The following is a 23,692-nucleotide window of genomic DNA, read 5'->3' as shown; positions in this document are numbered from 1 at the left end:
CGTGATCCCGGACGGCGACGGGCGCCCCGCGGGATCCGCGGGGGCGCCCGTTTCGAGAGGTCAGACATCCCATGTCGTTTGGATGTCAAGCTGCATGCGCTGGTCGACGTCCTGGAGGTGTCGGTGTCTCAAGGGCGGCCTGGTTGGACCAGGCGATTGCTTCGTCGTAGGGCGTAGCGTTCTTGAGGCATCCGTGCAGGATTCCGACGAGGCGGTTGGCGACCTGACGCAGGGCTGGGAAGTGGCTGAGGCCGCGTGCGCGCTGCTTGTCGTAGTAGGCGCGCGCTCCGGGTGAGGTGCGGATGGCGGTGAACGCTTGTCTCATGAGGGGGTCGGCGAGCCGGTCGTTGCGGATGTAGCGGGCTGAGACGACCTTCTTCTTGCCGGATTGGCGGGTGATGGGACTGGTGCCGGCGTAGTTGCGGCGCGCCTTGGCGGTGGCGTAGCGGTCGGGATCATCGCCGAATTCGCCGAGTGTCCGGGCGGCGAGCACGGTGGCCAGGCCGGGCTGGGACAGGTAGATCTCGGCGTCAGGGTGCTGCATGAACGAGGCTTCGACCTGCGTCGCCATGGCTGCGATCTGTTCATTCAACGTGAGCAACAGCGCCACGTGAGTTCGGACGGCAGCGGCGTAGGCCGCGACCACCGCCGGTGGCTGGGTCAGCTGCTCGGTCCTGAGCGCTTGTTTGATCGCCTGGGCCTTGGCGTCGATGCCGCGACGGCGTGCTCTTTTGAGCGCCGACTTGATCCGGGCCGCAGTCAAGGCGGCGGCGGTCTGAGGATCCGGAGCGGCCAGGAGAAGTTCGAGGACCTCGGGCTCGGCAAGCTGGGGAAAGGCGGCCAACGCGGCGGGGAAGTATTCGCGCAGCGCGTGCCGAAGTCGCAGGATGATCCGGGTGCGCTCCCAGATCAGGGTCTGGTGAGTGCGGGCGACGACCTTGATCGCGGCAGCTTGCGGGGTGTCTCCGGCGATCGGGCGCAGCTGGTGGGAGTCGGTGCGGACCATGTCCGCCAACGTGTGCGCGTCGGCGGTGTCGCTCTTTCCGCCCGAAACGCTGTGACGTTCCCGATAGCGGGCGACCTGCAACGGGTTGATCGCGAACACCTGGTAGCCAGTAGCCAGCAGCGCCTGCACCCACGGTCCGCGGTCGGTCTCGATTCCGATCTCCACCTGGGCCGCCTTCGCGTCCTCGGGCAGGTGCGCGGCGATCAGCTCGTGGAGTCGCGCGACACCGGCCACCCCTTCGTCCAGCCGGGCTTTGGCCAGACGGCGTCCAGCGGGGTCCTGGATCTCCACGTCATGGCGGTCTTCGGACCAGTCGTCGCCGACGAACAGCTTCACGGATCTCCCTATCAATGCGAGCCTGCGAAAGAACCCCAGCGACCTAATGATCAAGTGCTCACGGCGTATCGGCCGGGCGACGACATCCCATCGGCGGTCGGTTCTTCCGGCCACCGGCAAGGGCACGATCTGCTTCAAGGGCTCAACTGCTCCCTGGTGAAACGGGTGCTCACTCGACGGCGGCTACGGACCCGAGTCTCCTCCAGCGACTGGAGTGACCCGGTAGCTCTCATTAGGCGGCGAAGATGCGGTCCAGGAGGTCGCGGTAGCCGCGCAGCGCCAGCCGGAGGCGCTCGGTGTCGGCGGGCGCGCCGCCGTCCAGCGCCCCGGTGAGCGAGCGCCGGTGCGCGGCGAGCGCGCGCCCGAGGGCGTCGACCGCCTCGGAGGCGAGGCCGTCCGCCTGGCGCACCGACTCGCCGGGGTCGTCGACGAAGCCGGCCTGGACCGCGTGCCACCGCTCCCGGAACCGCTCGGCCTCGGTCGAGGCGATCAGCTTCTCCTGGACGCCGCCGGCCGCGGCGCCGGGAGCCGTGCCCGGCTTCCCGTGAGCGGCGTGCTTCGGCTCCGCGGCCCGGACGGGCGTCCCGACCGGGTCGGTGTCCCGGGCCGAGGCCCCCCGGCTCGGGGGCTTGGTCGCGCCCGCTTCCCTGACGGGGGTCTCGGGCCGGTCCGCGCCGCGGCCGGCCGGGATCGGGTCCGGGACCGTGTCGGGCACGGTCCCCGGCTCCGGCGCTCCGGGGGCGGCCGGGGCGGGCCCGGCGACGCGCCGGTCGTCGGTCGTCCCGGGTTCCGCCGTTCCCGCGGCGGGGGCGCGCCCGCCGGTGAGCGGCCCGGCGGCCGCGGGCGTTCCGGGCTCGGTTCGCCTGTGCTCCATCGGGTCAGCTCCTCGTGGTCGGGTCGTCGCCGCGGTGCCCGGCGGCCGGGCCGACGGGGGCGGCGGGCTCGTCGGCGCGCCGCTCCGCGGGGTTCTTCGTGCCGTGCTCCCCGCCGTGGTGCGCCTCGCCGTGCGGGGCGAGCAACTCCTCGAACAGGGCGCGGTGGTGCACCATGGCCTGGCGCAGGTCCTCGGTGGACGCCTCCTTGGTCGCGGCCCTCCCGCTGATGGTGTGGGCCCGCCGGTAGTGGTCCATTGTGCGGCCGTGCTCGACCGACAGGTGCGCGACCTTCTCCTCGAAGCCGTGCGTCGGGTAGCCGCGCTCGCCCATCACCACCGTGACGAGCTGGTCGGCCTGCTCGACCGCCGCCTCGGGGGCGTCGACGAAGCGCTCCTGGACGCGGACCCACTGCTCGCGGTACTCCTCGCGGCGCCGGGGGTCGAGGTCGCGCAGTTCCAGCTCCTCGTGGCGCTGCTCGCGGGAGCGCAGCTCCCGCTCGGCGGCCGCGCGGCCGCCCTGGCGCTCCAGGACCCGGTCGTACTCGGGGCCGAACCGCCGCCTGAGCCGCGCCGTGCGGGACCGGGCCATCACGAGGTACCCGGCCGCGGCGAGAACGGCCACGACCACCACGGCGACGACGACCCCTATCGCGGTCGACATTGTCTCCTCCAACGTGCTGCCGGATCGAATGAGACCGCGATGCCCAGCCAAAGGCGTTCAAAACGAACCGCCATAAAACGGTACGGATTTCCTGCGCCGTCACCGGCGCGCGTGTTCTGATTGGGGCGCTACCGGAATCCCGCGCCCCGCGGCGGGCGCGTTCGAATGGATGTGATGCGCGGTGCGCCACGCGTTCGGCCTCGTCCTCGGAGTCCTGCTGACCCCGGCGCTGGTGTACGGCGCGGCCTGGGGGTACGTCCAGGCGGGCCAGTCCTTCGACGGCACCGGACAGGAGATCACCGACCGCACGCGCATCTACGGCGCGTTCGCCCTGCTCGCCGCCGTGGGCCTGGTGATGGGCGTGATCATCGTCGCGCGGTGGGCGTCGCCGCTGGTCGCGCTGGTGCCGGCGCTGGCGCTGCTCGGCGCGTCCGCCTACTTCCTGGCCGACCCCGGCCGCGCCCTGGACCTGCCCGGCCGGGTGCCGCCGGCCGGCGACATGGACTTCGGCCTGCGCATGCTGCTCGGGTCCGGCGTGTACGGGATGATGGGGCTCGCGCTGCTGATGCCCGCCTGGGCGCCGCGGCGCTGGGGCTCGGGCCGCCGGGAGGATCCGGCCGACGCGGACTTCCACTCCGCCGTCGGACGCTGACGGGCCGGGCCTCCACGCGAGGCCCGGCCCGCCGCCGCGGCGTCCGGTCGGCTCCGGCGGGAGCGGGTCAGCCCTGCTTCGCCTTGGTGACGAACTGCGTGGTGTAGGTGTCGGCCAGGTTGATCTGGCCCTTCTTCTCCGCGACCTCGGGGGAGAACTGCGCCAGCACCTTCAGGACGTTCTCGGCGGCGTCCGGCTTCATCACGCCGTCCCCGTTGAACATGCTGATCGAGTCGCCGACCGCCTTCTCGTACAGCGCGGGGTCGCCGCCCGCGTAGTCCTTCGGCATCTTCGCCGCGATCTCCGCCGCCTTGTGCTGCCTGATCCAGCCGAGCGTCCTGACGAAGGCGTTGGCGAGCTTCTGCACGGTCTCGCCGTGCGACTTCACGTACGCGCAGTCCATGTAGAGCGAACTGGACGGGTAGAGCCCGCCGAGCGCCTTGCGGGTGCCGTCCTCGGTGCGCATCTCGACCATGACCTTGGCCTTGCCGGTGCTGACGAGCTTGGCGATGGTCGGGTCGGTCGTCATGCCGGCGTCGATCCCGCCGTTCTCGATGGTGGAGATGAAGGTCTGGCCCGCGCCCGCCTTCACCGTCGTGTAGTCGGAGGTCTTGACGCCGTTGCGCACGGCCAGCGCACGGGTGATGAAGTCGGTGGACGATCCCGGGCTGGTCACCCCGAGCTTCCTGCCCTTGAACGCGGCCGGGGACGTCAGGGAGCCCGCCTTGGACGTCGCGACCATCTCCGCCTCGCCGGGCACGTCCGCCATCTGCACGACGCTCTGCACGCACTTGCCCTTGGTCTGCAGGTGGATGGCGTGGTCGTAGAAGCCGACGACGCCCTGGACGTCCCCGGAGATCAGCACGTTCTCGGCCTGCGCGCCGGCGGGCTCGGTGAGCAGCTGGACGTCCAGGCCCTGCTCCTTGAAGTACCCGAGCTGCTCGGTGAGCTTGGCGGGCAGGTAGATGACCTTGTCGATCCCGCCCACCATGATCTTGACGGTGCCGCCGGAGCCGCCGTCCGCCCCGGACCCGGAACGGGAGTCGCGGCAGGCGGACAGGGACGACAGGGCGGTGAGGGCGGCGAGCGCGGCGGCGCCCGCCCGGACGGAGGTGCTGGGCATGACGGTTCTCCTGGTCGTGCGGGGTGACGGGGGTGGAAGGGCCCGGTGGCGGGGCCGGGCGGGGCGGGTCAGAGCTGGACGTCGTGCCCGGACGCGGTGGGGCGCCAGCGCAGCAGCCGACCCTCGATCAGCGTGAGCAGGTACTCGGCGAGCAGGGCCAGCACGGTGATGATGATCATCCCGGCGTAGATCCCGGCGGCGTCGAAGGTGCCCTGGGAGTGGTTGATGAGCAGGCCGAGGCCCCGGTCGGCGCCGGTGTACTCGCCGACGATCGCGCCGATGATGGCGAACCCGAACGCCGAGTGCAGCGAGGCGAGGATCCACGAGGTGGCGCTCGGGACCACGATCGTCCACAGCACCTGCATCCGTCCCGCGCCGAGGATCCGCGCGTTGTTGACGAGGTTCCGGTCGACCTCGCGGGCGCCCTGGAAGGCGTTGAAGAAGACCGCGAAGAACACCAGCACGAACGCTGTCGCGATCTTGGACTGCATGCCGAGCCCGAACCAGATGATGAACAGCGAGGCCAGGATGATGCGCGGGATCGCGTTGACGGCCTTGATGAACGGCGCGCACACGTCCGACAGGAACCGGCTGCGGCCGAGCACGATGCCGAGCACGACGCCGCCGGCCGCGCCGAGCGCGAAGCCCGCGACGGCCTCCTGCAGCGTGACCGAGATCTGCTCCCAGATCGATCCCTGCGAGGTGCCCTCGGTGAACCACTCGACGAGCCGCTCCCAGATCTTCGACGGCATCGAGTAGTAGAACGGGTCGATCCAGCTGCGCGCGGCCAGCTCCCACGAGCCGAGCCAGGCCGCCACGAGCGCGGCCCGGACGGCGGTGATCCCGAGGGTCCGGCGCAGCCCGGCGGTGCGCAGCCGCGCGATCGCGGCCCGGTCGCCGTGGTCGTCCGGCGCGGGGGCGCCCAGGGCGGGCCCGGTCCGGCCGGCGGCCCCGGCGGCCGGGGCCGCCCCCGCCCCGCGCGTCGTCGCCTCATGCCGCATGGCCGGCTCCTCTCTCACGGGTGATCTGGACCTCTTCGCGCAGCGAGTCCCACACCTCGCGGTAGATGTCGAGGAAGCCGCCGGTGAGCCGGACCTCCTCGGCGTCGCGCGGCCGCTCCAGCGGCACCTCGAACACGCCCTTGATGGTCGCCGGCCCCGCGGTCATGACCACGACCCGGTCGGACAGGACGAGCGCCTCCTCCAGGTCGTGCGTGACGAACACGACGGCGGCGCCGGACCCCGACCACAGGCGCAGCAGCTCGTCCTGCATGAGGCCGCGGGTCTGCACGTCCAGGGCGGAGAACGGCTCGTCCATGAGCAGCACGGACGGCTCGTTGACGAGGGTCTGCGCGAGCGCGACGCGCTTGCGCATCCCGCCCGACAGCTGGTGGGGGTAGTAGCCCTCGAATCCGGCGAGGCCGACCCGCGCGACCCAGTCCCGGGCGCGGTCGCGGGCCTCCCGCTTGGAGGCGCCCCGGTAGCGGGGGCCCGCCGCGACGTTGTCCAGGACGGACCGCCACGGCAGGACGGCGTCGTTCTGGAACATGTAGCCGACCCCGTCGGGGATCCCGTCCACGGGCCGTCCGTGGACCAGGACGCGGCCCGCGGACGCCGGCTCCAGTCCGGAGACCAGGGACAGGGTGGTCGACTTGCCGCAGCCGGTCGGGCCGACCACGGCGACGAACTCGCCGGGCCCCACGGCCATGTGCAGGTCCCGGACCGCCGTGTGGACGCCGCCCGCCGACCGGAAGCGCTTGGTGGCGCCGTCCAGTTCGATCACGGGCCCGGCGGGCCGCCCGGCGCCTTCTCGCTTGGGTGATGCTGATGTGGACACGGCGGCACCGTACGAATGTGGCGCGCGTCACCGGAACCCTTGCCCGCGATGTGCTCGCAAGCCGCGAATAGCCACGTTAAACGCGATACCCGGGGTTCTGCGCGTTCTGCTCACGCGGGGTCTGGGCGGCCGGGCCGGGATGGTCTACGGTGCGACTCATGCCCGTCCGGCCCCGCATCTCCTTCGCCCGCCAAGTGCTGATCTTGCAGGTGGGCGTGGTCGTCGTGGTGGCGGTGCTCGGGTACGGGCTGGTCGCCTGGATGCTCGACGGCCGGCTCCGCGACCAGTACGGCCAGCGGGCCCTCACGGTGGCGCGCAGCGTCGCCGCCGACCCCCGGATCGCGGCGGCGGTCGCCGCCGGCGACCCCGGCGGGCTCGTGCAGGACCGCGCCGAACGCGTCCGGGCGCGGACGGGGGCGCTGTTCGTCGTGGTGACCGACCACCGCGGCCTGCGGCTGTCCCACCCGAACCCGCTGGAGCTCGGCCGGCACGTGAGCACCGACCCCTCCGACGCCCTGGCCGGCCGGGAGGTCGTCCGCGTCGAGCGCGGCACGCTCGGGCTGTCCGCGCGCGGCAAGGTGCCGCTCTACGGTCCGGACGGGCGGATCCTCGGCGAGGTCAGCGTCGGTTTCGACGCCCGCGCCATCGACCGGGAGCTCGGCCACGCGCTGCGCGAGATGTCGCTGTTCGTCGCGGGGGCCGTGCTGCTCGGCGTCGTCGCGTCCGCCGCGATCGGCCGCAGGCTGAAGCGGCAGACGCTCGGCCTCGAACCGTACGAGCTGGTCGAACTGGTCCACGAGCGGGAGGCGGTGCTGCACGGCGTCGGCGAGGGCGTCGTGGCCGTCGACACCGCGGGCCGGATCGCGGTCTGCAACGACGAGGCGTCCCGGCTGCTCGGCGCCCGGCCGGAGCGCGGCGCCCCCGCCGGGCGCCTCGCCGCGGAGGGGACGCTGCGCGACGTCCTCACGGGACGGCGCGACGCCGCGAACCTGTTCGTCACGGCGGGGGAGCGCGTCCTGGTCGTCAACCGCCGGGAGGTCCGCCGGCGCCGCCGCGACCTCGGCGCCGTCATCACCCTGCGCGACCGCACCGACCTGGAGACCCTCGCCCGCGAGCTGGACTCGGTCAGCACCCTCTTCGACGCCCTCCGCGCGCAGCGCCACGAGTACGCCAACCGGCTGCACACGCTCTCGGGCCTGCTCCAGCTCGGCCACAGCGAGGAGGCGGCCGACTACGTCGGCACCCTGATGGAGGACGCGGCGCGCCGCGCCCCGGCGCCCGACAACCTGCCCGATCCCCTGTCGGACCCGTACCTGCGCGCGTTCCTGTCGGCCAAGTCCGCCGTCGCCGCCGAGAAGGGCGTCCGGCTCGACATCGGCGCCGGCAGCTACGTCCCGGGCCGGGTCGCCGACCCGCTGGACGTGACGACCGTCGTCGGCAACCTCGTCGACAACGCCGTCGAGGCCGCGCGGCTCGGGCGGCGGCGGCCCGCCCGCGTCGAGGTCGAGCTGCTCGGCGACGGCCGCGACCTGCACGCCACCGTCACCGACTCCGGCGACGGCCTGCCCGACGGCCTGCGCGACGCCGTGTTCGACGACGGCGTCTCCACCCGCGACGCCGCGGCGGGCCGCTCCCGCGGGCTCGGGCTCGGCCTGGCGCGCCGCACCGCCCGCGCCCGCGGCGGCGACGTGACGTTCGTGGAAGCGGGTACGGGCGGGGCGGACGGCTGCGGGGCCGTGGCGGTCGCCCGGCTCCCGGGGGTCCTGGGGGCGGAGGCGGTGCGATGATCGACGTGCTCGTGGTGGACGACGACTTCCGCGTGGCGCAGGTCCACGCCGGGTTCGTGGCGGCGCTGCGGGGGTTCTCGGTCGCCGGGCTCGCGCACACCGCCGCGCGGGCCAGGTCCATGGCCGCCGAGCTGCGGCCCGCCCTCGTCCTGCTGGACGTCTACCTGCCGGACGCCTCGGGCCTCACCCTGCTGCCCGACCTGGACGCCGACGTCATCATGGCGACGGCGGCCGCCGACCCCCGCGCCGTGCGCGAGGCGCTCCGGCGCGGCGCCCTGCACTACCTGATCAAGCCGTTCACGGCCGCCGCGCTGAACGAGCGCCTCACCGCCTACGCCCGGTACCGGGAGGCGCTGTCCGGCGGGAGCGAGCTGTCCCAGGCGGCCCTCGACGGCGCGGTCCGCGACCTGTACGCGCCGCTGCACGCCCGCACGCCCGCGCCCAAGGGCCAGTCGCCGGTGACGACGCGCCTGGTCACCGACGCGCTGCGGCGGGCGGACGCGCCGCGGTCCGCGGCCGAGGTCGCCGACCAGGTCGGCATCTCCCGCGCCACCGCCCAGCGCTACCTCGCGGCGCTCGCCGAGGCCGGGCGGGTCGTGGTGACGCTGCGCTACGGCGCCACGGGCCGGCCCGAGCACCAGTACGCGTGGTCGCCCCGGTAGAGGCCCGCGAGGACGTCCTCGATGCCCGCCTCCCGCAGTGAGATGTCGCGGATGTCGTGGTCGCGGGCCAGCGCGGCGACCACCGCCGCCGCGTTCGCCGCGTTCGGCAGCCGGAGCCACTGCCGCGGCCCCTCCACCCGCTCCGCCTCGATCCCGTCCAGCACGATCGGCGGCGCCGGCCGCGCGAGCTCCACGACCAGCAGCCGGTCGGCGTCCACGGTGCGGCGCAGCTCCTCCAGCCCGCCGTCGTAGGCGAGCCGGCCGTGGTCGATGATCAGGACGCGGCGGCACAGCCGCTCGATGTCGCCGAGGTCGTGGGTGGTCAGCAGGATCGTGGTGCCGCGCTCGGTGTTGACGCGTTCCAGGAAGTCGCGGACGGTCGCCTTGCTCACCACGTCCAGGCCGATCGTCGGCTCGTCCAGGACGAGCAGTTCCGGATCGTGCAGCAGCGCCGCCGCGAGGTCGCCCCGCATCCGCTGGCCGAGGCTGAGCTGCCGGACCGGGGTGTCCAGGAACGGCTCCAGCTCCAGCAGCGCGGTCAGCTCGGCGAGGCGGGCCCGGTGCGCGGCCGCCTCGACCCGGTAGAGCCGCCGCACGAGCGCCAGGCTGTCGCGCAGCGGCAGGTCCCACCACAGCGTCGTCCGCTGCCCGAACACCACCCCGATGCGGCGCGCGAGCGTCGTGCGGCGCCGCGACGGGTCCAGCCCGCACACCCGCAGGGCGCCGGACGACGCGGTGAGGATCCCGGTCAGCATCTTGATCGTCGTGGACTTCCCCGCCCCGTTCGGGCCGAGGTAGCCGACGAACTCGCCCCGCTCCACCGCGAACGACACCCCGTCCACCGCGCGCACCGGCCTGCGCGGCCGCCGCAGGACGCCCGAGCCCGCCCGGACGGTGAAGGTCTTGACCACGTCCTCGGCCTCGATCATCGGCACCGGCATCAGCTCCCTGTCGATCGGTAGTGCCGCAGGCCCGCCCGCCACGCGGCCGCCGCCGCCGCGCACAGCGCCGCGGCGACCGCCGGGGAGGCGAACCGCGCCGCCCCCGGCAGCCCGAGCGGGTCCGGACGGTCCAGGACGTACAGCGCGGGCTGCCAGTTGACGAACGCCAGCGGCACGACGAACGTCACCCCGCGGACCAGGTCGCGGCCGAAGACGGTCATCGGGTACTGGGTGAGGAACGCGCCGCCGTAGGTGAGCGACTTGCTCGCCCCGTGGCTGTCGACGAGCACGAACTGCACCGCGCCCGTCAGCACCCACAGCCCCCCGAAGATCGCCGCTCCGGACAGCACCATGACCGGGAGCATCGCCAGCCGGCCCGCCGTCCAGTGGACGTCCAGCCGGCCGAGCGCGAACCCGAGCACCAGCACGGCCGGGACGAGCTTGCCGAGCCGGCGCGGCGTGAAGCCCTCCGTCGCGATCTGGACCAGCGGGCTCACCGGGCGCACCAGCATCGCGTCCAGCGTCCCCTCCCGCACGTGCGCCCCGAGCCGCTCGGTCGACCCGAGCACGATGTCGGAGAGCGCGAAGGACAGCGCCGACGTGCCGTACAGGAACAGGACCTCGGAGACGCCGAACCCGGCGATGCGCGGCGCCCGCGAGAACAGCACCATGATCGCGACCGCGTCCAGGACGGAGACGACCGCCGTGGCCAGGCCGAGCAGCACCATCGACACCGGGTACTGCGCCGCCGCCCGGATCCACGTCCAGGCGAGCAGCCCGTACACGCGCAGGACCCCGGGCGCCGCGGGCTCAGCCACCGTGGACCACCAGCCTCCGCCGGGCAGCCCGCGTGACCAGCGCGCCCGCCCCGAGCAGGACGGCCGCCCATCCCGCCTGGAACGCCAGCGCTCCGGCCAGGCCGGCGCCGTCGTACCGGCCGAGGAACACGTCCGCGGGCACCTGGATCTGCGCCGCCCACGGCAGGACTTCGGCGGTCCGGCCGAGCCGCCCGGGGAACACGACGAGCGGCAGGATCATCCCGGAGAAGAACAGCGACATCACCAGCGTGACGGCGCTCAGGCCGCGGTCGTCGTGCAGCCAGAACATCCCCATCGCCACCAGGTAGCGCAGCCCGAAGCTCACCAGGGTCGCGAGGACCAGCGCCGCCGCGAACGCGGCCAGATGGCCCGGGGCCGGCCACCGGAAGGGGAACGCCAGGGCGCCGGCGACCAGCGGCGGGCCCGCGCGCAGCACCAGCGAACTCGCCGCGCGGCCGAGGTCGTGGGCCAGCCACCAGCCCATCAGCCCGGCGGGCCGGTGCAGGTCGATCGCGACGTCCCCGTTGCGGATGCGCTCGGTCAGCTCCATCCCGCCGAAGATCTGCACCGGCCCGATCAGCGCCTGGGTGACGAAGCAGAAGGTCACGGCGTCGGCGGCCGCGTACCCGCCGAGCGACGGCCGGACCTCCCACAGCGCCAGCAGAACGTAGGCGCGCAGGAAACCGAACATCGTGTTGGTGAGCGACTCGGTCAGGGATCCGAGCGGATAGGCGGTGTGCCGGCGGAACCCGTACCACCACACCCACGGAAGAACGCCCACTTGCCAGGAGCCTAGACCGGTGGCTCACCGCCCACCACGTACTTTCGCACACAGAACGGGCCCCCGGCGGGTCGCGCCGGGGCCCCGGTCGACGGGCGGGACGGGGTCAGTCCTGCGGGATGTCGGGCTTGACAGGGGAGTAGAGCCAGTCCTTGAAGAACCCGCTCAGGTCCTGCCCGGCGACCCGCTGGGCCAGCGTGGTGAACTGCCCGGTCTCGGCGTTGCCGTACTTGTGCTGCGCGTACCACGCCCGGAGCAGGGTGAAGAACCGGTCGTCACCGATCTTCTCCCTGAGGAACTGGAGCATCATGCCGCCGCCGCTGTAGACGCGGTCGTTGAACATGGTGTCGCGCTGCGGGTCGGCGGTGAGCACCGACCAGTACGGGCGGCCCTCACGGTCGGGGAACGGGCGGGCGGCGTAGGTGGCGCGGGCCGCGTCGTGCACGGTCTGGCGGCCGTGGACCTCGTTGTAGTACCAGGCGGCCCAGGTGGCGAAGCTCTCGTTCAGCCACACGTCCTTCCACCGCGCGGGCGAGACCGCGTCGCCGTACCACTGGTGCGCCAGCTCGTGCGCGATCGTGCCGGTGCTGCGCACGGCCGAGTACACGGGCTTGCTCTGGGTCTCCAGGGAGAACCCGAGCGGCTGGCCGTTGAAGCGGGCGTCGTCGGCGATCGCGCCGGTGCTGCCGAACGCGTACTCCCCGAACGTCTTCGACCAGAGGTCGGTGACCTCGCTGGTGGTGTCGTAGAAGAAGCTCACGGCGTCCGGCTGGGAGGCGAGCAGCTCGGGGTCGACGGCCGTGTAGTTGGGGACGCCGCGCGGCGTCCGGCCCCGCCTCACGTCCCACCGGCCGATGTCGATCGTGGTGAGGTAGCTCGCCATCGGGCTGTCCTCGCGCCACTTGAAGACCTCGGCGCGGGTCTTGGACCCGCGGCGGCTGAAGCCGGCGACGGCGGAGCGGTGCCCAGCCGGGCGGCCGTTGGCGACCGCCGTCAGGCCCTTCGGCACCGTGATCGTGTAGTCGTAGGTGGCCTTGTCGCTCGGGTGGTCGTTGACGGGGAACCAGGTGCTGGCGCCGTTCGGCTCGCCGCCGACGAACGCGCCGTCGGGGGTGTGCAGGAAGCCGTAGGGGGAGCCGAAGACGATCGGCGAGCCCACGATGGTCTGCGGCACGCCGCCGTACCTGATGACCGCGGTGAAGGTGCGCCCCTTGCGCAGCCCCTGCCGCGGCGTGATGACCAGTTCCTGGCCGCGCCGCTGGTAGTCGGCCTTGCGCCGGTCGACCCAGACCTTGTCGACGTCCATCCCGGAAAGGTCGAGATCGAACCGCGACAGGTCCTGGGTGGCGCGCGCGGTGACGGTCACGGTTCCGTCGAGCTGGTCGTAGTCGGGGTCGTAGGCCAGGTCCAGCGAGTAGTGCCGGACGTCGTAGCCGCCGTTGCCCTCCAACGGGAAGTAGGAGTCGCCGACTCCGGGGGCGCCGGGGGTGAAGCGCCCGTGTTGGCCCTGCCCGTCCGCGGAGGCGGCGGGCGCGAGCGCGACGACGCCCACCGCGGCGACGGCGAGCGGCAGCATCCGGCCGGGGGTCGCCCGGGGCCGGATGAACCGGGGGTGACGCGCCATCAGGGGTCCTCTCTCGGAGAGATCGCTGGCGCGGCTCACGATGCGCCCCGCGGCGGCGCTTGTCGAGATCCATTGCCGAATGTGGCCGGAACGTGAGGGACGGACGAGGGCGGCGGGAGGGGCCGCGCGGGTGTCCCGGGACGCCGTAAGGCCCCCGCGGGTGTAGGGACGCGGGGGCCTTAGGGTCCTTGGGGATCAGGCCGGAGAGCGGGGCCGGCGGCGCCGGCCGGCGCGGGTCAGTGGAACTGGCCCTCTTCCGTCGAGCCCTTCAGCGCGGTGGTGGAGGAGTCGGGGCTGATCGCGGTGCTGACCAGGTCGAAGTAGCCGGTGCCGGCCTCGCGCTGGTGCTTGACCGCGGTGAAGCCCTTCTCGGCCGCCGCGAACTCGCGCTCCTGCAGGTCGACGTAGGCCGTCATGCCCTCGCGGGCGTAGCCGTGCGCCAGGTCGAACATGCCGTAGTTGAGCGCGTGGAACCCGGCCAGGGTGATGAACTGGAACTTGAAGCCCATGTGGCCGAGCTCGCGCTGGAACTTGGCGATGGTCGCGTCGTCCAGGTGCGCCTTCCAGTTGAAGGAGGGCGAGCAGTTGTAGGCCAGCATCTGGTCCGGGTAGTCGGCCTTCACGGCCTCGGCGAACCTGCGCGCCTGCTCCAGGTCCGGGGTGCCGGTCTCCATCCAGATGAGGTCGGAGTACGGCGCGTAGGCCTTGGCGCGGGCGATGCAGGGCTCGATGCCGTTGCGGACGTGGTAGAAGCCCTCGGCGGTGCGCTCGCCCGTGATGAACTCGCGGTCGCGCTCGTCCACGTCCGTCGTGATCAAGGTCGCGGCCTCGGCGTCGGTCCGCGCGATGATGAGAGACGGAACGCCCGAGATGTCCGCGGCGAGCCGGGCGGTGTTGAGGGTCTTGACGTGCTGCGAGGTCGGGATGAGGACCTTGCCGCCGAGGTGGCCGCACTTCTTCTCGGAGGCCAGCTGGTCCTCCCAGTGCACGCCCGCCGCGCCGGCCGCGATCATGCCCTTCATCAGCTCGAAGGCGTTGAGCACGCCGCCGAAGCCGGCCTCGGCGTCGGCCACGATCGGGGCGAGGAAGTGGGTGTCGCCCTCGCCCTCGGCCCACTGCACCTGGTCGGCGCGCAGCAGCGCGTTGTTGATCCGGCGCACGACGGCCGGGACCGAGTTCGCCGGGTAGATGCTCTGGTCCGGGTAGGTCTGGCCCGCCAGGTTGGCGTCCGCCGCGACCTGCCAGCCGGACAGGTAGATGGCCTTCAGGCCCGCCTTGACCTGCTGGACGGCCTGCAGTCCGGTCAGCGCGCCGAGCGTGTGGACGTAGTCCTCCTCGTGCAGGAGGGTCCAGAGCCGCTCCGCGCCGAGACGCGCGAGCGTGTGCTCCTCCTGGACCGATCCGCGGATCCGGACGACGTCCTCGGCCGTGTAGGTCCGCTCGACGCCCTTCCAGCGCGGGTCGGACTCCCACTGCCGCTGCAGCTCCTCGGCTGCGCCCTTGAGGCGACTGTCGCTCATCAGCTTGCCCTTCCGTGTCGTCCCCTGGGTGCTTGTCCACGACTATGCCCCCGGCGCAAGCCCGTTATGAACTGGCGAGTAACAGAAGAAGTGCGAAATTTCCGCTATGATGAAGCGGTGACGACCTTGCGGGCAGAAGAACCTCTCAACTTGACGAGTGACGTTGATCTTGTCACGTTCGGGCAGCGGCTCCGCCATCTGCGGCGCGCCCGCGGCCTGACGCTGTCGGAGCTCGGCGAGCGCGTGGGCCGCGCCCCGTCCCAGCTCTCCCTGCTGGAGAACGGGCGGCGCGAGCCCAAGCTGTCGCTGCTGCAGGCCCTCGCCGCCGCGCTGGAATGCCCGGTGGAGGAGCTCCTGCGGCGCCAGCCCCCCAGCCGGCGCGCCCAGCTGGAGATCCAGCTGGAGGAGGCGCAGCGCGACCCGCTGTACCGGACGCTCGGCCTGTCGCACCTGAAGGTCGGCAAGCGGATGCCGAACGAGGTCATCGAGCACATCCTCGCGCTGTACGGAGAGCTCCGGCGCAGCCGCACCAAGCCCACGGCGAGCCCCGAGGAGGCGCGCAAGGCCAACGCGGAGCTGCGCCGCCAGATGCACGAGCGCGGCAACCACTTCGCCGAAATCGAGCGCGTCGCGTCCCAGACCCTCGACTCGGTCGGGTACCGGCGCGGCGCGGTCTCGCAGGGGCTGCTGATGACGCTGGTCGGGCACTTCGGCTTCAGCCTCCAGTACGTCCAGGACCTCCCGCGCTCGGTCCGGTCGATCACCGACCTGCGCAACCGGCGGATCTACCTGGAGCGCGAGCAGCTCGGCATGCACACGCCGCGGACGATCCTGCTCCAGACCCTCGGGCACATCGCCCTCGACCACGACCAGCCGCGCGACTTCGCCGACTTCCTGCGCCAGCGCGTCGAGGCCAACTACTTCGGCGCCGCGATCCTGATGCCCGAGCGCAGCGTCGTCCCGTTCCTCCAGGAGGCCAAGGCCGCGCGGGAGCTGTCGGTGGAGGACCTGGCGGACGTCTTCTCCGTCTCCTACGAGATGGCCGCGCACCGCTTCACCAACGTCGCGACCCACCATCTCGACCTTCAGCTGCACTTCACCAAGAACGACGAGAACGGCACGATCTACAAGGCGTACGCCAACGACGGCCTGGCCTTCCCGCAGGACGAGGACGGCGCGATCGAGGGCCAGCGGATGTGCCGGGAGTGGGCCGGCCGGCACGTGTTCGGCGCCGCGGACCGCTTCTCCGTCTACTACCAGTACACCGACACCCCGAACGGGACGTACTGGTGCCTGTCGCACATCGACCCCAGCCACGAGCGCGACTTCGCGATCACGCTGGGCGTCCGGTTCGAGGACTCCCGCTGGTTCCGCGGCCGGGAGACGACCCGGCGGGTCAGGTCGGCCTGCCCGGACGGCGACTGCTGCCAGCGTCCACCGAAGGCCCTGTCCGACCGGTGGGAGGGGATGGCGTGGCCGTCGGCGCGCGCCCACTCGCACGTCCTGTCGGTCCTGCCGCCGGGTGCGTTCCCCGGCGTCGACGAGGCCGACGTCTACGAGTTCCTGGACCGGCACGCCGCCGGATGACGGACGTGTTGTGGCCGCGTTAAACCTTCGGGTCGGTTCGCCGCGCGCGGCCGGAACCGTGCGTGAACTGGGTGGATCTCGCGTTTCCTGTGAGGTGAGGGGGACGTCGGCCGCCGGACGCCCGGTCCGGGCCGCCCCGCACGGGAGGGGGAGCGCGTGCTGCCCGAGGTCGCGTCGTGGTTGGCCCGCCGTACGAGCGCGGCGGAGGACTGGCCGCCGCGCCTCCTGCTCGCCGCCAAGGGCGCGACCAGGATCAGCGTCGTGCTGCCCGCGCGCGACGAGGAGGCGACGGTCGGCGCGATCGTCGCGGCCGTGCGCGCCGACCTGGTCGAGCGGGTCCCGCTGGTGGACGAGATCGTCGTGGTCGACTCCCGCTCCGCCGACCGGACCGCCGCGGCGGCCGCCGCCGCCGGCGCGCGGGTGGTGGCGCAGGACGCCGTCCTGCCGGAGCGGGGCCGCATGTCCGGCAAGGGCGAGGCCCTGTGGAAGTCCCTCGCCGCGACGTCCGGCGACCTGATCGTGTTCGTGGACGCCGACCTGCGCGAGTTCGCCTCCTCCTACGTGACCGGGCTGCTCGGGCCGCTGCTGACCGACCCCTCCGTCGGCTACGTCAAGGGCTGCTACGACCGGCCGCTGGTCGAGGGGGAGCGGCGCGTCGAGGGCGGCGGGGGCCGGGTGACCGAACTGGTCGCGCGCCCCCTGATCAACCTGCACTGGCCGCTGCTGGCCGGGGTCGTGCAGCCGCTCGGCGGCGAGTACGCGGGGCGCCGCGCGCTGCTGGAGCGGCTGCCGTTCGTGACGGGCTACGGGGTGGAGCTCGGCCTGCTGCTGGACGTCTACCAGGACTCCGGACTCGACGCGATCGCGCAGGTCGACCTCGGCCGCCGGATCCACGCGCACCAGTCCACCGAGGCGCTCGGGGCGATGTCGGGCCAGATCATGCTGACCGCCTGGTCGCGGCTGGAGCGGCACGGGCGAATGATCCCCCTCGCGGCCCCCTCCACCGCGCTGACCTCGTTCCGGCGCGGCGCGGACGGGCACGACTCGCGCACGGCCGACGTGGCCGTGGGGGAGCGCCCGCCGATGATCGAGGTCGCCGGGTACGCCGGCGCCCGGTCCTTCTCTCCGGGCCGCGGATAGCCGGCCCTCTCCCGCCGGTGTGTTACCCGTGGTAACTCGGGGAGGTGCTACCGTTGGTAACACGCCATATTGGAGAGAGGGTCTATTAATCATGACGAGCGCGGAGCAGACGCCGTTCTCGCTGGAGCCCAGCGAGGACGTGCGCGAGGTCAGGGACTGGGTGCACGAGTTCGCCAGGGACGTCATCCGCCCCGCCGCGGAGGAGTGGGACGAGCGCGAGGAGACCCCCTGGCCGCTGATCCAGGAGGCGTCCAAGATCGGCATCTACTCCCTCGACTTCTTCGCCACCCAGTGGCTGGAGCCGACCGGCCTCGGCATCCCGGTGGCGTTCGAGGAGCTGTTCTGGGGCGACGCGGGCATCGCCCTGTCGATCGTGGGCACCGGCCTCGCCGCCGCGTCCGTCGCCGCCGTCGGCACGCCGGACCAGGTCAGCGAGTGGGTGCCGCAGATGTTCGGCAGCGCCGACGACATCAAGCTCGGCGCGTTCTGCGCCTCCGAGCCCGACGCCGGCAGCGACGTCGGCTCCATCCGCACCCGCGCCGTGTTCGACGAGGCCAAGGACGAGTGGGTGCTGAACGGCACCAAGACCTGGGCGACCAACGGCGGCATCGCCGACGTCCACGTGATCGTCGCCTCGGTGCACCCCGACCTCGGCAGCCGCGGCCAGGCCAGCTTCATCGTGCCGCCGAACACCCCGGGCCTGAGGCAGGGCCAGAAGTTCAAGAAGCACGGCATCCGCGCCTCCCACACCGCCGAGGTGATCCTGGACGGCGTCCGGATCCCGTCCCACCTGATCGTCGGCGGCAAGGACCGGTTCGACGAGCGCATCGCGCGCAGCCGCGCGGGCAAGAGCTCCAAGGGCCAGGCCGCGATGAAGACGTTCGAGACGACCCGCCCGTCGGTCGGCGCGATGGCCCTCGGCGTCGGCCGCGCCGCCTACGACTACGCCCTCCAGTACGCGCGGGAGCGCGAGCAGTTCGGCAAGAAGATCGGCGACTTCCAGGCCATCGCCTTCAAGCTGGCCGACATGAAGTGCCGCCTGGACGCCGCCCGCCTCATGGTGTGGCGGGCCGCCTGGATGGCCCGCACCGGCAAGGACTTCCAGAGCGCCGAGGGCTCGATGGCCAAGCTGATGGCCAGCGAGATGTCGGTCCACGTCACCGAGGAGGCCATCCAGATCCTCGGCGGCAACGGCTACACCCGCGAGTACCCCGTCGAGCGCATGCACCGCGACTCCAAGATCTTCACCATCTTCGAGGGCACCTCGGAGATCCAGCGCCTGGTCATCGGCCGCACCCTCACCGGCCTCCCGGTGCGCTAGCGGCGGGCCCGCACGGACGGCCGGGCCACCTCGGCAGCAACCCCACCGGTGCCCCGGCCGTCTCCCCGCTTCGCGCACGCCGCGCGTCCTGCCGGCTCAGGCCGCGGCGCCCACCGTGCCGTGCGGGTCGAGGACGTACTTGCGCGCGGCGCCCCGGTCGAACTCGGCGTACCCCTGCGGCGCCTGCTCGAGCGGGATGATCGACGCGTTGACGTTCCGGGCGATCTGCGTCCGGTCGTGCAGGATCGCCATCATCAGCTGCCGGTTGTACTTCATCACCGGGCACTGGCCCGTGACGAGATACTGCGACTTGGCCCAGCCGAGGCCGATCCGCAGCCCGAGCTGCCCCTCCTTCGCGTTCTCGTCCGACGCGCCGGGGTCGCCGGTGACGTACAGGCCCGGGATGCCGAGCCCGGCGGCGGTGCGGGTGACGTCCATCAGGGTGTTGAGGACGGTCGCGGGCTGCTCCGTCTTCGCTCCCTCGTGCCCCTGGCCGCGCGCCTCGAACCCGACGCAGTCGACGGCGGCGTCCACCTCGGGAACGCCGAGGATCTGCTCGATCTGCGCGGCCACGTCGCCGTGCTTCGACAGGTCGATCGTCTCGCAGCCGAAGCCGCGGGCCTGTGCCAGCCGCTGCTCGTTCATGTCGCCGACGATCACGACGGCGGCGCCGAGCAGCAGGCAGGCGGTCGCGCACGCGAGGCCGACCGGTCCGGCGCCCGCCACGTACACGGTCGAACCGGTCGTGACGCCGGCGGTGTAGGCGCCGTGGTACCCGGTCGGGAAGATGTCCGACAGCATCGCCAGGTCGGGCAGCTTCTCCATCACGGTGTCGCGGTCGCCCGGGAACTTCAGCAGGTTGAAGTCCGCGTACGGCACGACCGCGTACTCGGCCTGGCCGCCGTGCCAGCCGCCCATGTCGACGTACCCGTAGGCGGCGCCCGGCCGCTCACGGTTGACGTTCTCGCACACGCCGGTATGGCGCTCCTTGCAGTTGCGGCAGCGGCCGCACGCGATGTTGAACGGGACGCTGACGAGGTCGCCCTTCTTGATGAACTCGACGTCCCCGCCCGTCTCGATCACCTCGCCGGTGATCTCGTGGCCGAGCGTGAGCCCGGCGGGCGCGGTCGTCCGGCCGCGCACCATGTGCTGGTCGGAACCGCAGATATTGGTGGCCAGTACCTTCAGGATGGCGCCGTGCTGCAGCTTGCGCCCGCCCTGTTCGGCCAGTTCGAGCTTGGGGAAGTCCAGGTTCTCGACCGTGACCTCGCCAGGCCCCTGGTACACGACGCCTCGGTTGGTGTCCGCCACGTCCTCTCCTTCCGTGTAGAGAGTCGGCTCGCAGGCGCCCGGAGCGGCGGCCCCGTGCTCGTCGCCCCCGTCCTCGGACGTCACAGGTGTCCACGATGCGTACGTCCGTGATGTACCCGGTTTCCATCTATTAGTCCGATTTTCTGGCACGGGCCGCAGAAGCCCGGGCGCCGCGAGACGGCGGGACTGCGAGGGGTGGCCGGCCGCCCCCCCCCCGGGCTGTCGTGGGCGGGGGGTTGACGGGTGAAATGTTCGCGCTCACAATCGGCCTACGCACCACCGGCGCGAGTGCGGAGGAGGAGGCGGTGGCGGACCACGGCTCGTCGAATCCCCCGATCATGGCCGACGTCGCCCAGCTGGCGGGGGTGTCGCACCAGACGGTGTCGCGGGTGGTCAACGACCATCCGAACGTCTCGGCGCGGACCCGCGCCCGCGTGCGGGCGGCGATCGCCGAACTCGGGTACCGGCCGAACCCGGCGGCCCGGACCCTGGTGACCCGGCGCTCCAGGACGCTCGGCGTGGTGAGCTTCGAGTCCACGCTCTACGGTCCGGCGTCGATGCTGCACGGCATCGAGCAGGCCGCCCGGAACGCCGACTTCTTCGTCAGCATCGTCAGCCTGCGAGCGATCACGCAGCGGGCCCTGCTGGACGCGGTCGGACGGCTGGCGGAACAGGCCGTCGAGGGCGTCGTGGTGATCGCCCCGCACATCTCGACGAACGACGCGCTGGCGCAGGCCGGCCGTCTCGTGCCGCTGGTGGGGGCGGGGTGCGGGCTGGCCGCTGGGGTTCCGGGCGCGGCGATCGACCAGCGGGCTGGGGCGGTGGCGGCCACCCGCCACCTGCTCGACCTCGGTCACCGCACGGTCCACCACGTCGCGGGGCCCGGGACCTGGCTCGACGCGGTCGGGCGGGCCGACGGCTGGCGCGCGACCCTGGCCGGCGCGGGAGCGGCTGTGCCGGAGATGCTGACCGGCGACTGGAGCGCCCGGTCGGGCTACGAGGCCGGTCGCCGGCTCGCGGAGGACCCCGAGGTCACGGCGGTGTTCTGCGCCAACGACCACATGGCCCTCGGCGTGCTCCGGGCCCTGCACGAGGCCGGCCGCCGGGTCCCCGAGGACGTCGGCCTGGTCGGCTTCGACGACATCCCGGAGGCCGCCTACTTCGTCCCGCCGCTGTCCACGGTGCGCCAGGACTTCGGCGAGCTCGGCCGCCGTTCGCTGGAGCTGCTGGTGCAGCGCCTGGGCGGACCCTCGGGGCCGCCGGGGAATGTGCTGATCCCGCCGGAGCTGGTGGTCAGGTCCAGCGCCCGGCCGGCCCGGCGCACCTGACCGACGACCGATGCCCGTACTCCGGCGATGGGGGAATTGTGAGCGCTAACATCGACCAGGCCGCCTGCGTCGTGGGCGTCGACTTCGGCACGCTGTCGGGCCGGGCGGTCGTCGTCCGGGTCGCCGACGGGGCCGAGCTCGGCGGCGCCGTCCACGACTACGCCGACGCGGTGATCGAGCGGGCGCTGCCCGCCACGGGGGAGCCGCTCCCGCCCGACTGGGCGCTGCAGAACCCCGCGGACTGGCGGGCCGTCCTGCGCACCGCCGTCCCCGTGGCCGTCGCCGAGGCCGGGGTGGATCCGGCCCGGATCGTCGGGATCGGCACCGACTTCACGTCCTGCACCGTGCTCCCCGTCCAGGCGGACGGCACCCCGCTGTGCGAGCTCCCTCAGCTGGCCCCCCGGCCGCACGCCTGGCCGAAGCTGTGGAAGCACCACGCGGCGCAGCCGCAGGCCGACCGCGTCACCGCGCTGGCGCACGAGCGGGCGGAGCAGTGGATCAAGCGGTACGGCGGCCGGGTCTCCTCGGAGTGGCAGTTCGCCAAGGCGCTGCAGGTACTGGAGGAGGATCCGGACACCTACCGGCGCACGGAGCGCTGGATCGAGGCGGCGGACTGGATCGTCTGGCAGCTGACCGGCCGCGAGACGCGCAACGCCTGCACGGCCGGCTACAAGGGCCTCTACCAGGACGGCGGCTACCCCTCCGCCGACTTTCTGGCCGCGCTGCACCCCGATTTCGCCGACTTCGCGGCGACGCGGCTCGCCCATCCGCTCTCCCCGCTGGGGGCGCGGGCGGGGACGCTGACGGCCGAGGCGGCCCGCCGGACCGGCCTGCCGGAGGGCGTCGCGGTGGCCGCGGGCAACGTCGACGCCCATGTCACCGCGCCGGCCGCCCGCGCGGTCGGGAACGGCAGGCTGCTGGCGATCATGGGGACGTCGACCTGCCACGTGGTCAACAGCGCGGTCCTCGCCGAGGTGCCGGGGATCTGCGGCGTCGTGGACGGCGGCGTCACCGCCGGGGCCTACGGCTACGAGGCCGGGCAGAGCGCGGTCGGCGACGTCTTCGCCTGGGCGACCCGCCTGACCGGACGGGACCACGACGAACTGGCCGCCGGTTCCGCGGACGCCCCCGTCGGCTCCCACGGCCTGGTGGCGCTGGACTGGATGGGCGGCAACCGCTCGGTCCTGGTCGACCACCACCTGTCCGGCGTGATCGTGGGAATGACCCTGGCGACCACGCCGGAGGAGGTCTACCGCGCGCTCATGGAGGCGACGGCCTACGGGACCCGCGTCATCGTCGAGGCGTTCGAGGCGGCCGGCGTCCCGGTCGAGGAGTTCGTCGTCGCCGGCGGGCTGAAACGCAACGCGGCGCTGATGCAGATCTACGCCGACGTCCTGCGCCGGCCGGTCTCCATCGCCGCCTCCGACCAGGCGCCGGCGCTCGGCGCCGCCATCCACGCCGCGGTCGCGGCGGGCGCCTACCGGGACGTCCCGGAGGCCGCGGAGGCGATGGGGCGGGTGGTCGCCGCGGCCTACGCGCCGGATCCCGCCCGGGCCCGGGTCCACGACCTCCTCTACGCGGAGTACCGCGAGTTGCACGACCACTTCGCGGCCCGGGGCGGCGCGAGCAGCGAGGTCCTGCACCGGCTGCGCCGCCTGCGCAACGACGCGCTCGGCCCGAAGGAGGACCTCTGATGCAGGGCACACACGCCGAGCGGGTCCGCGCGCTGCGGCGCACCGTCAGCGACCTGCACGCCGAGCTCGTCAGGTACGGGCTGGTCGTGTGGACGGCGGGCAACGTGTCCGCCCGGGTGCCCGGCCACGACCTGATGGTCATCAAACCCAGCGGCGTCTCCTACGACGACCTGTCCCCGGAGGCGATGGTGGTCTGCGACCTCGAAGGAGCGGTCGTCGAGGGCGACCTGCGCCCTTCGAGCGACACGGCCGCGCACGCCTACGTCTACCGGCACATGCCCGAGGTCGGCGGGGTGGCGCACACGCACTCCGCCTACGCCTGCGCCTGGGCCGCCCGCGGGGAGCCGGTGCCCTGCGTCCTGACGGCCATGGCCGACGAGTTCGGCGCGGAGATCCCCCTCGGCCCGTTCGCGCCCATCGGGGACGACTCGATCGGGCGCGGCGTCGTCGGCACGCTGCGCGGCCACCGCTCCCCAGCGGTGATCATGCGCAACCACGGCGTCTTCACCATCGGCGCGGACGCGCGGGCCGCGGTCAAGGCCGCGGTGATGTGCGAGGACGCGGCGCGGGCGGTGCACCTCGCCCGCCAGCTCGGCGACCCCGTCCCGCTGCGGCCCGAGGACGTCGACCGCCTGTACCAGCGCTACCAGAACGCCTACGGACAGCGTCCGTGACCCGCGAAGGGAGCAG

General features: G+C 72.9%; 21 protein-coding genes. 9 read left to right on the top strand and 12 right to left on the bottom strand.

What is annotated here, in order from left to right; all coding sequences use genetic code 11:
• Positions 1 to 85: 85 nt before the first annotated feature.
• The 3 genes from ACQEU6_RS10090 to ACQEU6_RS10080 all read right to left on the bottom strand — a co-directional run bounded on the left by ACQEU6_RS10090 (position 86) and on the right by ACQEU6_RS10080 (position 2,877).
• On the bottom strand, positions 86 to 1,342 hold the full coding sequence (locus ACQEU6_RS10090) for an IS110 family RNA-guided transposase (RefSeq protein WP_499328903.1): 1,257 nt from the start codon (positions 1,340 to 1,342) through the stop codon (positions 86 to 88).
• A gap of 232 nt (positions 1,343 to 1,574) precedes the next feature.
• Complete coding sequence (locus ACQEU6_RS10085; RefSeq protein ID WP_499330930.1) at positions 1,575 to 2,216, bottom strand: hypothetical protein; 642 nt, start codon at positions 2,214 to 2,216, stop codon at positions 1,575 to 1,577.
• Between the two features lie 4 nt (positions 2,217 to 2,220).
• The gene (locus tag ACQEU6_RS10080) at positions 2,221 to 2,877 is read right to left on the bottom strand and encodes a hypothetical protein (RefSeq protein WP_499330928.1); all 657 of its coding nucleotides are present in this window, start codon (positions 2,875 to 2,877) and stop codon (positions 2,221 to 2,223) included.
• Between the two features lie 181 nt (positions 2,878 to 3,058).
• Between ACQEU6_RS10080 and ACQEU6_RS10075 the strand changes: the two genes are divergently transcribed.
• Positions 3,059 to 3,529 (top strand): hypothetical protein, encoded by a 471-nt coding sequence (locus tag ACQEU6_RS10075; RefSeq protein WP_499330927.1) that lies wholly within the window; start codon positions 3,059 to 3,061, stop codon positions 3,527 to 3,529.
• A gap of 67 nt (positions 3,530 to 3,596) precedes the next feature.
• Here the strand turns inward: ACQEU6_RS10075 and ACQEU6_RS10070 are convergent, their stop codons facing one another.
• The 3 genes from ACQEU6_RS10070 to ACQEU6_RS10060 all read right to left on the bottom strand — a co-directional run bounded on the left by ACQEU6_RS10070 (position 3,597) and on the right by ACQEU6_RS10060 (position 6,488).
• On the bottom strand, positions 3,597 to 4,652 hold the full coding sequence (locus tag ACQEU6_RS10070; RefSeq protein WP_499330925.1) for an ABC transporter substrate-binding protein: 1,056 nt from the start codon (positions 4,650 to 4,652) through the stop codon (positions 3,597 to 3,599).
• Positions 4,653 to 4,720: 68 nt separating this feature from the next.
• Positions 4,721 to 5,653, bottom strand: a complete 933-nt coding sequence (locus ACQEU6_RS10065; protein ID WP_499330924.1) for an ABC transporter permease — start codon at positions 5,651 to 5,653, stop codon at positions 4,721 to 4,723.
• Positions 5,643 to 6,488: an ABC transporter ATP-binding protein gene (locus ACQEU6_RS10060; protein ID WP_499330922.1), complete on the bottom strand. Its 846-nt coding sequence runs from the start codon at positions 6,486 to 6,488 to the stop codon at positions 5,643 to 5,645. The genes ACQEU6_RS10065 and ACQEU6_RS10060 overlap by 11 nt, the downstream gene beginning before the upstream one ends.
• Positions 6,489 to 6,646: 158 nt before the next feature.
• Between ACQEU6_RS10060 and ACQEU6_RS10055 the strand changes: the two genes are divergently transcribed.
• Positions 6,647 to 8,275: a sensor histidine kinase gene (locus ACQEU6_RS10055; RefSeq protein WP_499330920.1), complete on the top strand. Its 1,629-nt coding sequence runs from the start codon at positions 6,647 to 6,649 to the stop codon at positions 8,273 to 8,275.
• Positions 8,272 to 8,937: a response regulator gene (locus ACQEU6_RS10050; protein ID WP_499330919.1), complete on the top strand. Its 666-nt coding sequence runs from the start codon at positions 8,272 to 8,274 to the stop codon at positions 8,935 to 8,937. The genes ACQEU6_RS10055 and ACQEU6_RS10050 overlap by 4 nt, the downstream gene beginning before the upstream one ends.
• Here ACQEU6_RS10050 and ACQEU6_RS10045 read toward each other — a convergent pair.
• The 5 genes from ACQEU6_RS10045 to aceA form a co-directional block, all read right to left on the bottom strand.
• Positions 8,886 to 9,878: an ABC transporter ATP-binding protein gene (locus ACQEU6_RS10045; protein ID WP_499330917.1), complete on the bottom strand. Its 993-nt coding sequence runs from the start codon at positions 9,876 to 9,878 to the stop codon at positions 8,886 to 8,888. The genes ACQEU6_RS10050 and ACQEU6_RS10045 overlap by 52 nt on opposite strands.
• Complete coding sequence (locus ACQEU6_RS10040; protein WP_499330915.1) at positions 9,878 to 10,696, bottom strand: ABC transporter permease; 819 nt, start codon at positions 10,694 to 10,696, stop codon at positions 9,878 to 9,880. Before ACQEU6_RS10040 ends, ACQEU6_RS10045 begins: the two co-directional genes overlap by 1 nt.
• Positions 10,689 to 11,477, bottom strand: coding sequence for an ABC transporter permease (locus tag ACQEU6_RS10035; protein ID WP_499330913.1), 789 nt, complete (start codon positions 11,475 to 11,477; stop codon positions 10,689 to 10,691). The genes ACQEU6_RS10040 and ACQEU6_RS10035 overlap by 8 nt, the downstream gene beginning before the upstream one ends.
• A gap of 106 nt (positions 11,478 to 11,583) precedes the next feature.
• Positions 11,584 to 13,101 (bottom strand): M1 family metallopeptidase, encoded by a 1,518-nt coding sequence (locus tag ACQEU6_RS10030; RefSeq protein ID WP_499330912.1) that lies wholly within the window; start codon positions 13,099 to 13,101, stop codon positions 11,584 to 11,586.
• A gap of 236 nt (positions 13,102 to 13,337) precedes the next feature.
• Positions 13,338 to 14,621, bottom strand: a complete 1,284-nt coding sequence (aceA, locus tag ACQEU6_RS10025; RefSeq protein ID WP_499330910.1) for an isocitrate lyase — start codon at positions 14,619 to 14,621, stop codon at positions 13,338 to 13,340.
• A gap of 150 nt (positions 14,622 to 14,771) precedes the next feature.
• On the opposite strand from aceA, the gene ACQEU6_RS10020 reads away from it, so the two are divergent.
• The 3 genes from ACQEU6_RS10020 to ACQEU6_RS10010 all read left to right on the top strand — a co-directional run bounded on the left by ACQEU6_RS10020 (position 14,772) and on the right by ACQEU6_RS10010 (position 18,669).
• Positions 14,772 to 16,208, top strand: coding sequence for a helix-turn-helix domain-containing protein (locus ACQEU6_RS10020; protein ID WP_499330908.1), 1,437 nt, complete (start codon positions 14,772 to 14,774; stop codon positions 16,206 to 16,208).
• Positions 16,209 to 16,364: 156 nt separating this feature from the next.
• Entirely contained in the window at positions 16,365 to 17,348 is a 984-nt protein-coding gene (locus ACQEU6_RS10015; RefSeq protein ID WP_499330906.1) for a glucosyl-3-phosphoglycerate synthase, read from the top strand.
• 91 nt (positions 17,349 to 17,439) lie between these two features.
• Positions 17,440 to 18,669, top strand: coding sequence for an acyl-CoA dehydrogenase family protein (locus tag ACQEU6_RS10010; protein WP_499330903.1), 1,230 nt, complete (start codon positions 17,440 to 17,442; stop codon positions 18,667 to 18,669).
• Positions 18,670 to 18,765: 96 nt separating this feature from the next.
• Here ACQEU6_RS10010 and fdhA read toward each other — a convergent pair whose 3' ends face one another.
• Positions 18,766 to 19,980: a formaldehyde dehydrogenase, glutathione-independent gene (gene fdhA, locus ACQEU6_RS10005; protein WP_499340119.1), complete on the bottom strand. Its 1,215-nt coding sequence runs from the start codon at positions 19,978 to 19,980 to the stop codon at positions 18,766 to 18,768.
• Between the two features lie 248 nt (positions 19,981 to 20,228).
• Between fdhA and ACQEU6_RS10000 the strand changes: the two genes are divergently transcribed.
• Genes ACQEU6_RS10000 through ACQEU6_RS09990 form a run of 3 tightly spaced genes read left to right on the top strand, consistent with a single transcriptional unit; the run spans position 20,229 to position 23,676 of the window.
• Complete coding sequence (locus ACQEU6_RS10000) at positions 20,229 to 21,308, top strand: LacI family DNA-binding transcriptional regulator (RefSeq protein WP_499330901.1); 1,080 nt, start codon at positions 20,229 to 20,231, stop codon at positions 21,306 to 21,308.
• A gap of 38 nt (positions 21,309 to 21,346) precedes the next feature.
• Entirely contained in the window at positions 21,347 to 23,002 is a 1,656-nt protein-coding gene (locus ACQEU6_RS09995; protein WP_499330899.1) for a ribulokinase, read from the top strand.
• Positions 23,002 to 23,676, top strand: coding sequence for an L-ribulose-5-phosphate 4-epimerase (locus tag ACQEU6_RS09990; protein WP_499330898.1), 675 nt, complete (start codon positions 23,002 to 23,004; stop codon positions 23,674 to 23,676). Before ACQEU6_RS09995 ends, ACQEU6_RS09990 begins: the two co-directional genes overlap by 1 nt.
• Positions 23,677 to 23,692: the final 16 nt, after the last annotated feature.

The organism is Spirillospora sp. CA-108201 (assembly GCF_050936235.1).
GTDB lineage: Bacteria > Actinomycetota > Actinomycetes > Streptosporangiales > Streptosporangiaceae > Spirillospora.
This window is presented reverse-complemented; position numbering and strand designations above follow the sequence as displayed.

Bases quoted from the DNA above. Each gene is read 5' to 3' on its own strand.
- ACQEU6_RS10085 (WP_499330930.1), bottom strand. From the start codon at position 2,216: ATGGAGCACAGGCGAACCGAGCCCGGAACGCCCGCGGCCGCCGGGCCG.
- ACQEU6_RS10080 (WP_499330928.1), bottom strand. From the start codon at position 2,877: ATGTCGACCGCGATAGGGGTCGTCGTCGCCGTGGTGGTCGTGGCCGTT.
- ACQEU6_RS10000 (WP_499330901.1), top strand. From the start codon at position 20,229: ATGTTCGCGCTCACAATCGGCCTACGCACCACCGGCGCGAGTGCGGAG.
- ACQEU6_RS10070 (WP_499330925.1), bottom strand. From the start codon at position 4,652: ATGCCCAGCACCTCCGTCCGGGCGGGCGCCGCCGCGCTCGCCGCCCTC.
- ACQEU6_RS10030 (WP_499330912.1), bottom strand. From the start codon at position 13,101: ATGGCGCGTCACCCCCGGTTCATCCGGCCCCGGGCGACCCCCGGCCGG.
- ACQEU6_RS10065 (WP_499330924.1), bottom strand. From the start codon at position 5,653: ATGCGGCATGAGGCGACGACGCGCGGGGCGGGGGCGGCCCCGGCCGCC.
- ACQEU6_RS10050 (WP_499330919.1), top strand. From the start codon at position 8,272: ATGATCGACGTGCTCGTGGTGGACGACGACTTCCGCGTGGCGCAGGTC.
- ACQEU6_RS10045 (WP_499330917.1), bottom strand. From the start codon at position 9,878: ATGCCGGTGCCGATGATCGAGGCCGAGGACGTGGTCAAGACCTTCACC.
- ACQEU6_RS10055 (WP_499330920.1), top strand. From the start codon at position 6,647: ATGCCCGTCCGGCCCCGCATCTCCTTCGCCCGCCAAGTGCTGATCTTG.
- aceA (WP_499330910.1), bottom strand. From the start codon at position 14,621: ATGAGCGACAGTCGCCTCAAGGGCGCAGCCGAGGAGCTGCAGCGGCAG.
- ACQEU6_RS10010 (WP_499330903.1), top strand. From the start codon at position 17,440: ATGACGAGCGCGGAGCAGACGCCGTTCTCGCTGGAGCCCAGCGAGGAC.
- ACQEU6_RS09990 (WP_499330898.1), top strand. From the start codon at position 23,002: ATGCAGGGCACACACGCCGAGCGGGTCCGCGCGCTGCGGCGCACCGTC.